This window comes from Nocardiopsis sp. FR4 (assembly GCF_009830945.1).
In the GTDB taxonomy this organism is placed as follows: Bacteria; Actinomycetota; Actinomycetes; order Streptosporangiales; family Streptosporangiaceae; genus Nocardiopsis.
The window spans coordinates 44769-55778 of record NZ_VWVV01000013.1 but is presented as its reverse complement, the minus strand read 5'-3'; the positions used below and the strand labels follow the sequence as shown (position 1 = coordinate 55778).

At 72.7% G+C, this 11010-nt stretch carries 9 protein-coding genes; 4 read left to right on the top strand and 5 right to left on the bottom strand.

Going from position 1 to position 11010, the window contains the following annotated elements; all coding sequences use genetic code 11:
* Nucleotides 1-5: 5 nt before the first annotated feature.
* The 3 genes from FYW95_RS14195 to FYW95_RS14185 are packed head-to-tail and all read right to left on the bottom strand — an operon-like array spanning nucleotide 6 to nucleotide 2298.
* Complete coding sequence (locus tag FYW95_RS14195; protein WP_160050407.1) at nucleotides 6-935, bottom strand: complex I subunit 1 family protein; 930 nt, start codon at nucleotides 933-935, stop codon at nucleotides 6-8.
* Nucleotides 932-1957: a hypothetical protein gene (locus FYW95_RS14190; protein WP_159943302.1), complete on the bottom strand. Its 1026-nt coding sequence runs from the start codon at nucleotides 1955-1957 to the stop codon at nucleotides 932-934. Before FYW95_RS14190 ends, FYW95_RS14195 begins: the two co-directional genes overlap by 4 nt.
* Complete coding sequence (locus tag FYW95_RS14185; RefSeq protein WP_159943301.1) at nucleotides 1948-2298, bottom strand: NADH-quinone oxidoreductase subunit A; 351 nt, start codon at nucleotides 2296-2298, stop codon at nucleotides 1948-1950. The genes FYW95_RS14190 and FYW95_RS14185 overlap by 10 nt, the downstream gene beginning before the upstream one ends.
* 316 nt (nucleotides 2299-2614) lie before the next feature.
* Between FYW95_RS14185 and FYW95_RS14180 the strand changes: the two genes are divergently transcribed.
* On the top strand, nucleotides 2615-3073 hold the full coding sequence (locus FYW95_RS14180) for a DUF4383 domain-containing protein (protein ID WP_201294857.1): 459 nt from the start codon (nucleotides 2615-2617) through the stop codon (nucleotides 3071-3073).
* Between the two features lie 155 nt (nucleotides 3074-3228).
* Here FYW95_RS14180 and FYW95_RS14175 read toward each other — a convergent pair whose 3' ends face one another.
* Nucleotides 3229-3693 (bottom strand): hypothetical protein, encoded by a 465-nt coding sequence (locus FYW95_RS14175; protein WP_160050406.1) that lies wholly within the window; start codon nucleotides 3691-3693, stop codon nucleotides 3229-3231.
* A gap of 10 nt (nucleotides 3694-3703) precedes the next feature.
* Nucleotides 3704-5362 (bottom strand): catalase, encoded by a 1659-nt coding sequence (locus FYW95_RS14170; protein ID WP_160050405.1) that lies wholly within the window; start codon nucleotides 5360-5362, stop codon nucleotides 3704-3706.
* A gap of 401 nt (nucleotides 5363-5763) precedes the next feature.
* Here FYW95_RS14170 and fdh point away from each other — a divergent pair, with 401 nt between their 5' ends.
* The 3 genes from fdh to nrfD are packed head-to-tail and all read left to right on the top strand — an operon-like array spanning nucleotide 5764 to nucleotide 10996.
* Nucleotides 5764-9018, top strand: coding sequence for a formate dehydrogenase (gene fdh, locus FYW95_RS14165; protein WP_159943298.1), 3255 nt, complete (start codon nucleotides 5764-5766; stop codon nucleotides 9016-9018).
* Nucleotides 9015-9905, top strand: coding sequence for a 4Fe-4S dicluster domain-containing protein (locus tag FYW95_RS14160; RefSeq protein ID WP_160050404.1), 891 nt, complete (start codon nucleotides 9015-9017; stop codon nucleotides 9903-9905). The genes fdh and FYW95_RS14160 overlap by 4 nt, the downstream gene beginning before the upstream one ends.
* Nucleotides 9905-10996 carry an NrfD/PsrC family molybdoenzyme membrane anchor subunit gene (gene nrfD / locus FYW95_RS14155; protein WP_160050403.1) on the top strand — a complete coding sequence of 364 codons (1092 nt, stop codon included), beginning with the start codon at nucleotides 9905-9907 and terminating at the stop codon, nucleotides 10994-10996. Before FYW95_RS14160 ends, nrfD begins: the two co-directional genes overlap by 1 nt.
* The last annotated feature ends 14 nt before the right edge of the window (nucleotides 10997-11010 follow it).

The following is an 11010-nucleotide window of genomic DNA, read 5'->3' as shown; positions in this document are numbered from 1 at the left end:
TCCTCCTAACGCACGAGTACGTACACGGCGACCGCGAGCGCCTGCAGCAGGGTCACCGGGACGAGGACCACCCAGGCCGCCTCGGCGAACCGGTCCATCCGCACCGCGGGCAGCCGGTGTCCCAGCCAGACCAGGAGCCCCAGGACCCCGGCCGTCTTGGCCAGCGTCCACACCCAGCCGGGCAGCAGCGGACCGGCGTCGCCGCCCAGGAAGAGCGGCACCGCCATCGCGGCCACGAGCGCGAGGAACATGTACCGGCCCACGCCCAGGACCAGCCGGTCCACCCCCGACAGTTCGGCGACCGCGCCGCCCGCCAGGTCGCGCCCCACCGGCGCTCCGAAGGGCCCCCAGAAGGCCATGGCCATCGCCGAGACCAGGTAGACGGCGAAGGCGGCGGGCATCAGCGCGGCGAACCACACCTGCTCCTGGGCGGCCACGACGTCGCCCACGCGCAGTGAGCCCGCGCCCAGGGCCGCGCACGTCAGGGCGAACATGTGCGGCAGTTCGTAGGACAGCCCCTGGACGAGGAACCGGTAGCCGCCCACCAGGCCCCAGACCGAGTTGGACCCCCAGCCCAGCATCCACAGCGCGGCCCAGACCAGCACCTCCATGGCGTTGAACCAGACCACGCCCACGGACAGGTCACTGACGGCGGTCGGACCGAGCGGAACGACCAGGGCGCCGAGGACGGCGGCCACCGGGACCAGGGCGCCGCCCAACCGCCACAGGAGCACGTCCGCACCGGGAACCGTGCGGCGCCGCTGCACCAGCAGGCGGGCCGACTCCCGGGCCGGAGCGGCCAGCGCCGCCGAGGGAGCGGCTCCGGCGGCCCGCGCCCGCAGCGCCGCCGTCCCGGCGGCCGCGCCGTAGCCCAGGGCCAGCAGCAGGGCGGGGACGAGCGGGGCCGCCCACAGCGGCGCGGTCGTACCGTTCACGCGCTCCCTCCCGGGGCGTAGGCGCCGACGGCTCCGGTGTCGGGTGCCAGGGAGGCCACGATGAGCCGCACCGCGGCCAGCTCCTGCCCGATGACGAGTCCCGGAAGGAGGTCCAGGGCGGCCCGGGAGGCGTCGGCCCGGTAGGGCGGGAATCCCCCGTCGGGGTCCAACCAGCGCGACCAGCGGTCCGCGACGTCGCCGCGCAGCCCGGCGGGCGCCCGGCCGTCCGCCTCCCCCAGCCCGGCGGTGGCCCAGCGCAGTAGGCGGGAGCGGCGCACCCGGAGCGTCCAGCGGCGCAGCCGCTCCCGTGTCCGGGGGCCGTCCTCCCCGCGCAGGAGGGCGTCGCGCAGGCGGCGCCCCTCCAGCGCGGCGGCGGGCCACCCCGCGACGGCCAGCAGGTTCTGCGCGGCGTCCAGGGAGGCCGCCCGAGCGGGCTTCCCCTCCCAGAAGGAGGAGGAACCCCCCTCCCGGGCTCCGACCAGCCGGACGCGCGCCTCCTGCACCACGTCCCCCTGGACCACCGTGCTCAGGGACAGTCCGGCTGGCCAGGCGGGCAGGGCCGGGCCCAGGGAGACGTGCAGGCGGTCCAGGGTGAGCCCGTCGCGGTCCTCGCCCCGGTCGGCCATGGGCAGACCGCCGGGCATGTCCTCCCCGCCCTCCTCCCGGGCCCGTCCGCGGGCGGCCCCGTCCCGCTCCTCGGCGTCGCGGCGCTGGGCGGCGGTGTCCAGGAGCTCGGCGCGGGCGCGGTCCAGGACCCCGGCCGCACGCTCCGGGGCGGCGGCGGCCGCCCGGACGCGCGGACCGGGCATCTGGTCCCAGACTCGGTCCAGCACCGGCGACAACTCGGCGCAGGGGTGTCCGCAGGCGACCAGCATGTCGGCCTCGGCAGGGGAAGCGGCCTCGTACCAGCCGCGTTCGCGCAGCTCCGCCTCCACGGCCAGCCGCGCGCCGGTGCCCCCGACAGCCGTCACGACGAACGCGCGCGGAACGGCGCGGCGCAGCAGCCATCCGGTCACGTCCATCGGAACGCCCCCTCCCGCCACGCGTAGACGACGGCGGCCACCAGGACCGCCAGGAAGGCGAACATCTCCACGACCGCGGGCACGCCCTTGTGCGCCACGACGAGCACCCACGGGTACATGAAGACCATCTCCATGTCGAAGGCCAGGAAGAGCAGCGTCACCGTGTACCAGCGCACGTGGTACCGGGAGACCGCGTGCTCGGTCACGGGTGCGCCCGACAGGAACGGCTCCACCGTCACAGGGCCGCGGCCCGGGCGCAGCGCGGCCGAGAGCCCGTAGAGCCCCAGCACCAGCGCGATGGCCAGCCCGCCCAGGACGAGCACCGGCGCGAAGGCGTCCACGCTTCCTCCTCTCCACGCCGGGGGCGTCTGCCCGCAGGAGGTGGGGTGAAACCCGGCAGGGCACGGTGTCGGTGCGTGGTGCCCGTCCGCGGTGGAGGCGCCGTCCGGCGCCAGATTACGGGGGTGCGGGCGCGGATCCGGGGCGGGAAACGCGCTGACCGGGGAATTCTTCGGTCGGTGGATTCCGGTGCCCGGCTTGTCCGGGCCTTTCGGGGCATGAGTACGAGTGACGGGCGTAACTGCGGGTAGGGGAGTTGCCACTGTCTCTGTGACCACGGGGACCCAGAAGACGGAAGTGACCACTGTGGAGGGAACCATGTCCAACCGGACACCGGCCCAGGGTGAAACCCGACTGACCCGGCAACCGATCCGCCTCGCCGCGCTCGTCGTCGGTATCGTCTTCCTGCTGGTGGGAGTGATGGGGTTCATCCCGGGTCTGACCACCAACTACGGCCAGATGCAGTTCGCCAGCCACGACTCCGAGGCCTACCTGCTCGGGATCTTCCAGGTGTCGATCCTGCACAACCTGGTCCACCTGGCCTTCGGCGTGGCCGGGGTGGCGATGGCGCGCACCGCTGCGGCGTCGAGGATCTTCCTCGTCGGGGGTGGTGTGCTCTACCTGGTGCTGTGGCTGTACGGCCTGGTCATCGACCTCGACAGCGAGGCCAACTTCGTGCCGTTCAACACGGCCGACAACTGGCTGCACCTGTTCCTGGGGCTGGGCATGATCATCCTTGGAACCCTTCTGAGGCCCACGACCACGACGAGGCGCTGACCACCGCGACGGCACGGCACCCGCCCGCCGCCCCGGCCCCTTGAGGGCACCGGGGCGTCGGGCGGCCGCTTTCCGGTCACCCGAGCCGGGAACCACGGATCCGGGCCCCGGCCCTCCTCAGGAGGACCGGGGCCCGGACTCGTGTGCCCGCCGGTTCAGGACCGGTCGAGCCACTCATAGGCGGCACTGGTGGCGCAGGCGTAGACCGCGTGGTGCAGCAGGTCCACCGCGACCTCCTTCGCCCCCCAGTCCCAGAAGGGCGGCGAGGTGCCCGTGGCCGGGAGGGCGACCTGTTCGCCGCCCCACACCAGGGCCAGGTGGGCGGCGGTCGCCGCGGGGCCGTGCAGTCCGGCGGCACCGAGCAGTCCGCGGACGGCCCCCCACGCGGTCCCGTACCCCCAGTGCACCGCGGTGGCGAACCGCTGCTCGCCCGCGTCGTCGCTCGGCCGCACGCCGAGCACCCTCCCGGCCGCGTCGGCCGGTGCGGAGCTGCCTCCCCGGCCGCGCAGCCTGGCCTCGGCGGTGCTGGAGACCGTCATGGCGGCGGTGCCCGCCAGCCCGGCCAGCAGACCGCGGCCGACGGCGGACGAGGTGTGTGCGAGTGCTCCGGCCAGTTCCATGCCGTCCGCCTCAGCGCTGGGTCACGTGCCGCTGGTTGGGCACGCAGTGGGTCATCGTCAGGCCCGACACGTCCCGGGGGCCGTTCTTGCCCAGGTTGGCCAGGCGCTGGCGGTCCTCGTCGGTCAGGTCCTGGCTCTGCAGCGGCTCCAGGTGGGTCACGTCGCTGGGGCTGATGCCCAGGCCCTCGCCCACACGCAGACCCAGCTCGTCCTCGACCATGAGGAAGTGCCACACCATCCGCTCCTGGATGGGCCGGTCGCACTGGGAGAGCAGAGCCGTGAAGTTGTGCACGAGGTCGTCGCGCTCCCACTGCTCCATCAGCAGGTAGCGCTGTCCGGCCTGCTTGTAGTCGTTGGTGCGCGGGATGCGCTTTCGGGTGAGCCTGCCCCGGATCTCCGGCCCCTGCTCGTCGTGCGTGGGGTACTGCCCCTCGCGCAGGCCGCCCGTGATGGACGGCTCGTAGTTGACGTGCGGGTTCTCCCCGGCGGTGTCCTGGTAGTAGGTCATCAGGCCGTCGCGCTGGTTGGTGCGCACGTTCGCGTTCTTGGCCTGGTTCACCGGGAGCTGGAGGTAGTTGGGCCCCACCCGGTAGCGCTGGGTGTCGCTGTAGGAGAAGGTGCGGCCGACCAGCATCTTGTCGTCGGAGAAGTCCAGGCCGTCCACGAGCACGCCGGTGCCGAAGGAGATCTGCTCGTTCTCGGCGAAGTTGTTCGACACGTTGCGGTTGAGCACGATCCGGCCCACCGGCTTGGGCGGGAAGTCCTGCTCCGGCCAGGTCTTGGTGTCGTCCAGGGGGTCGAAGTCGAGTTCGGGGTGCTCCTCGTCGCTCATCATCTGCACGAGCAGCTCCCACTCGGGGTAGTCGCCCCGGTCGATCGCCTCGTGCAGGTCCCTGGTCGCGTGCCCGGTCTCGTGCGCCTGGATGTTGGCGGCGTCGGCCTCGGTCATGCTGCGCACGCCCTGCTTGGGCATCCACGTGTACTTGACCAGGACGGTCTCGCCCACGTCGTTGACCCACTTGTAGGTGTTGACGCCGAAGCCCTGCTGGTGCCGGTAGTCCGCCGGGATGCCGCGCGGGCTGAAGAGGTTCACCAGCATGTGCATGGACTCGGGGGTCTGCGACATGAAGTCGAAGATGCGGTTGGGCTCCTGGCGGAAGGTCACCGGGTCCGGCTTGAGGGCGTGGATCACGTCGGGGAACTTGATGGCGTCGCGGATGAAGAACACCGCGAGGTTGTTGCCGACCAGGTCCCAGTTGCCGTCCTCGGTGTAGAACTTGACCGCGAACCCGCGCGGGTCGCGGGCGCACTCGGAGGAGTCGCGGCCGCCGATGACGGTGGAGAAGCGCAGCGCGATGTCCGTGCGCTTGCCCTGGCCCTGGAAGAGCTTGGCCCGCGTGTAGCGGCTGATCGGCTCGTCGCCCCACTTGCCGTAGGACTCGAAGTAGCCGAAGGCGGTCGCGCCGCGCGCGTGCACCACCCGCTCGGGGATGCGCTCCCGGTCGAAGTGGCTGATCTTCTCCAGGAACTGGTAGTTCTCCAGCGTGGCGGGCCCCCGCTCGCCGACCGTCCGCTGGTTCTGGTTGTCATAGACGGGGTGGCCCTGGCGGTTCGTGAGCACCTCGCGGTCGTCTCCCGGCGCCGAGCCCTGGCTGGATACGTCGGTCATGTGACTGGTCCCCCCACCACGTCGTCACTTTCGGTCTCCAGAGTCCCCCTGCCCATCGGTAGACCCGGCGATTCACCCGAGGCGAAGTTCTTACCAAGCGAAGACCGGGAGGGGAGGTTCGCGCTGCTCGGATCCGCTTTCGGGCGGCCGCCGACCGGGGTTTCACGTGAAACACCCCCGCCCCGGCCCGGGGCTCCCGCCCCGACCGCCGGAGCCTCTGCCCGCCGCCACGGGATCCCCACGGATCCGCCAGGTGCGGCGTGTCCTCCCCGGCGGGGGACGACTTCCGCGCCACGGTGGAAAACCGGGTTGTGTCCCCTTTGTCCGTGGGTGGCGTGTCCGCGGGCGGCGGCGGGCCAGGAGGCGTCGACGGCCCCCGAGGGCCGGTTTCGGAGGCGAGCATGGGCGTACGCACGTGGATCGGGTCGTGGCCGGTGTACCGGCAGCTCACCGGCGAGGACCGGACGGGCCGCGGGGCCGCCGTGCGGTCCGCCCGCACGGAGAACCTGCGCGCCCGCACCGAGGAGGCCGACCGGGTCGTGCGGTCCGTCTGCCCCTACTGCGCGGTGGGCTGCGGGCAGAACGTCTACGTCAGGGACGAGAAGGTCGTCCAGATCGAGGGCGACCCCGACTCCCCCGTCAGCCGGGGCCGCCTGTGCCCCAAGGGGTCGGCCAGCCTCCAGCTCACCACTGGCTCCAGCCGCCAGGAGAAGGTCCTCTACCGCCGCCCCTACGGCACCGACTGGGAGGAGATCGACCTCGACACCGCCATGCGCATGGTGGCCCACCGGGTGGTCCGCACCCGTGACGAGACCTGGGAGGACGAACACGAGGGGCGCCGCGTCGCCCGCACCCTGGGGATCGCCAGCCTCGGCGGCGCCACGCTGGACAACGAGGAGAACTACCTCATCAAGAAGCTCCTCACCGCGCTCGGCGTCGTCCAGGTGGAGAACCAGGCCCGGGTCTGCCACAGCTCCACCGTCGCCGGGCTGGGCACGAGCTTCGGCCGCGGCGGTGCGACCATGTTCCTCCAGGACCTGCAGAACTCCGACTGCATCGTCATCGAGGGCTCCAACTTCGCCGAGGCTCACCCCGTCGGCTTCCAGTGGGTCATGGAGGCCAAGGCGCGCGGCGCCGTGGTCATCCACGTCGACCCCCGCTTCAGCCGCACCAGCGCCCTCGCCGACCTGCACGTCCCCATCCGCGCGGGCACCGACATCGCCTTCCTCGGCGCGATCATCAACCACGTCCTCACCGAGGAGAAGTACTTCCGCGACTACGTGCTCGCCTTCACCAACGCCGCGACCATCGTCGGCGAGGACTTCCGGGACACCGAGGACCTGGACGGGCTGTTCTCCGGTTTCTCCGAGCAGGACAGGACCTACGACGCCAGCAGCTGGGGCTACGAGGGCGCGGAGGTGGCCGCGGCCTCCGGCAACCGCGACCAGCGGCGCGAGGAGCGGCTGGGGGAGCAGACCGACACCAGCAGGTCCGGGCGCCCCGAACAGCAGGGCTCCGGGGGCGCGGTGGTGCGGAAGGCCCCCCGGGAGGACCCCACGCTCACCGACCCCCGCTGCGTGTTCCAGGTCCTCAAGCGCCACTACTCCCGCTACACGCCGGAGATGGTCGAGGAGGTCTGCGGCATCCCCCGGGAGACCTTCCGGCGGGTGTGCGACCACCTCACCGGCAACTCCGGCCCGGACCGCACCAGCGCCTTCTGCTACGCCGTGGGCTGGACCCAGCACACCGTGGGCTCCCAGTACATCCGCGCCGCCTCCATCCTCCAGCTGCTGCTGGGCAACATCGGCCGTCCGGGCGGCGGCATCCAGGCGCTGCGCGGCCACGCCAGCATCCAGGGCTCCAGCGACGTGCCGACCCTGTTCGACCTGCTCCCGGGCTACCTGCCCATGCCGCACGCCCACGAGGAGCAGAACCTGGACACCTACGTCCTGGCCGCGGGCAACCCGCGCAAGGGGTTCTGGGACGGCATGCGCGCCTACACCGTCAGCCTGCTCAAGGCCTGGTGGGGCGACCACGCGACCGCCGAGAACGACTACTGCTTCGACCACATCCCCCGGCTCACCGGCTCACACAGCCACTACGACACCGTGATGGCCCAGATCGACGGGAAGTGCAGGGGCTACTTCCTCATGGGGGAGAACCCCGCCGTGGGGTCCGCCAACAGCCGGGCCCAGCGCATGGGCATGGCCGAGCTGGACTGGCTGGTCGTGCGGGACTTCTCGCTGATCGAGAGCGCCACCTGGTGGAAGGACGGCCCCGAGATCGAGTCCGGGGAGAAGCGGCCCGAGGACATCGGCACCGAGGTGTTCTTCTTCCCCGCCGCCGCGCACACCGAGAAGTCGGGCACCTTCACCAACACCAACCGGCTCCTGCAGTGGCACGACCGCGCCGTGTCCCCCAGGGGCGACCAGCGCAGCGACCTCTGGTTCATGTACCACCTGGGCCGGATCATCCGCGAACTCCTCGCCGACTCCGACGACCCCAAGGACCGCCCCGTCCTCGACCTGACCTGGGACTACCCGCTGGAGGAGGACGGCGAGCCGGACGCGGCGGCGGTCCTGCGCGAGATCAACGGCCACGACTCCCGGGGGCGTCCGCTCAGTGCCTACACGGAGTTGCGCGACGACGGGTCGACCTCCTGCGGCTGCTGGATCTACTGCGGCGTCTTCGCGGACGGGGTGAACCAGGCGGCGCGCCGCAAGCCGCACACCGAGCAGGACTGGATCGCCGCCGAGTGGGCCTGGGCCTGGCCGGACAACCGGCGCGTGCTCTACAACCGGGCCTCCGCGGACGCGGACGGCCAGCCGTGGAGCCCCCGCAAGAGCCTGGTGTGGTGGGACGCCGAGAAGGGGCAGTGGACCGGGCACGACCGGCCCGACTTCGAGAGGGACAAGGCCCCCGACCACCGACCGCCCGAGGACGCCGAGGGGGCGGCGGCGCTGACGGGTCGGGACGCCTTCATCATGCAGTCCGACGGCAAGGGGTGGCTGTACGCGCCCGCGGGGCTCAACGACGGGCCCCTGCCCACCCACTACGAGCCGCAGGACACGCCGTTCCGCAACCCGCTCTACGGCCACCAGCGCAACCCGACGCGCCTGACCTACCCGCACCGGTACAACCCCTACCACCCCGAACCCGGCACGCCGGGCTCGGAGGTCTTCCCGTACGTGGTGACCACCTACCGGCTCACCGAGCACTTCACCGCGGGCGGCATGAGCCGGTGGACGCCCTACCTGGCGGAGCTGCAACCGGAGTTCTTCTGCGAGGTCGGCCCCGAACTGGCCGAGGAGCGCGGCCTGGAGCACGGCGGCTGGGCCACCATCGTCACCGCTCGCAACGCCATCGAGGCCAGGGTCATGGTCACCGACCGGATGGCCCCGCTGCGGGTGCAGGGGCGGATCGTCCACCAGATCGGGATGCCCTACCACTGGGGGCCCAACGGGTACTCCACGGGCGACTCCGCCAACGAACTGGCCTCCATCTCCCTCGACCCCAACGTGCACATCCAGGAGGTCAAGGCGCTCACGGCCGACATCCGGCCGGGGCGGCGGCCCCGGGGGCACGAACGCCTGGAACTGGTGCGGGAGTACCGGGAGCGGGCCGGAATCACGGAACTGACGGGACTGGAGGTGTGAGCGTGTCCCCGGAGAGCAGCGGCAACGGACAACCCGCACGCGTCGGGTTCTTCACCGACACGAGCGTGTGCATCGGCTGCAAGGCCTGCGAGGTCGCCTGCAAGGAGTGGAACACCGTCCCCGAGGACGGCCTGGACTTCACGTCCATGTCGTTCGACAACAGCGGCGGGCTGAGCGCCGACACCTGGCGCCACGTGGCCTTCATCGAGCAGCGCGAGCCCCTGGGCCACCAGGACCCGGGGGTGGGCCGCCCCGGAACCGTGGACCTCGGCATGCCCTCCTTCGAGCTGCCCGGCGCGGGCACCGGGGCCGACGGGCGCGGCGAGTTCCGCTGGCTGATGTCCTCGGACGTGTGCAAGCACTGCACCAGCGCCGCCTGCCTGGACGTGTGCCCCACCGGCGCGCTGTTCCGCACCGAGTTCGACACCGTGGTGGTGCAGGAGGACATCTGCAACGGCTGCGGGTACTGCGTGCCCGCCTGCCCCTACGGGGTCATCGACCTGCGCGAGGACGACGGCCGGGCCTGGAAGTGCACCCTGTGCTACGACCGGATCGGCGACGGCCTGGAGCCCGCCTGCGCCAAGGCCTGCCCCACCGACTCCATCCAGTTCGGCGACCTCGACGAACTGCGCGAGCGCGCCGAGAGGCGCGTGACGGCCCTCCAGGAGGCCGGGGTGTCCTCCGCCCGCCTGTACGGCGAGGACCCCGGCGACGGGGTGGACGGCGCGGGCGCGTTCTTCCTGCTGCTGGACGAACCCGAGGCCTACGGGCTGCCGCCGGACCCGGTGGTGACCACCCGCGACCTGCCGTCGATGTGGCGGCACGCCGGGGTCGCGGCCGCCGCGCTGCTGGTCGGAGCCGTCGCGACGTTCGCCGGGAGGCGCTGATGAACACCTCGGACGCGACCAAGGACGGCATCCGCGGCCAGCGCCCCGGCCGCGAGGCGATCACCGGGGCCGCCGGCGTCGTGGGCGAGGAACAGCGGCGTCAGCGCGGGAACGGCCGCCGCCGGGGCGAGCCCACCCGGGTGCCCGAAGCCGAGTTCCGGTCCTACTACGGCAAGCCGGTGCTCAACCAGATCGTGTGGGCGGCCCCCGACATCGGCGGGTACCTGTTCCTGGGTGGCCTGGCCGGGGCCTCGTCGGTGCTCGCCGCGGGCGCCGAGCTGACCGGCCGCCCCGGCCTGGCCCGTCCGCTCAAGTACACCGCCCTCGGCGCGATCTCCGGTTCCACGGTGGCGCTCGTCCACGACCTGGGCCGACCCGAGCGCTTCGTCAACATGCTGCGGGTGTTCAAGCCGACGTCGCCGATGAGCGTGGGGTCGTGGATCCTCCTGGCCTACGGGCCCATGGCCGGGGCCGCCGCCGTGGCCTCGGCCACCGGGTGGTTTCCCCGTGTCGGCCGCCTGGCCACCCTCGGCGCCGGGGCGGTGGGCCCGCTGGTGGCCACCTACACGGCCCCGCTGTTCTGCGACACCGCCGTGCCCGCCTGGCACGACGGCTACCGGTACATGCCGTTCGTGTTCGCCTCCTCCGCGGCCTCGGCCGCGGGCGGGATGGGACTGGTCACCGCTCCCCCGGGCCAGAGCGGTCCCGCCCGCCGGGCCGCCGTGGGCGGCGCCCTGGTGGAGACGGCGGTCTCCACCGTCATGGAGCGCCGCATGGGGCTGTCCGGGGAGCCCTACCGCACGGGCCGGGCGGGCGCCCTCATGCGCGCGGCCAAGGCGCTCACCCTCGCCGGTGCCGCCGGGGCGGTCCTGGGCCGCCGCAGCCGGGTGGCCTCGGCGGTCAGCGGCGCGGCCCTGCTCGCCGGTTCGGCCTGCACCCGGCTCGGGGTCTTCTACGCGGGCAGGCAGTCCGCCGCCGACCCGAGGTACACGGTGGTTCCGCAGCGCCGCAGGCTGGCCGAGCGGGAGGCCGCGGAGGAGGAGCGCGGGGACGCGGCCGCCGTCCCCCGAGCACGGAAAGCGGAGGAGTGAGGGGCCGGGCGGGG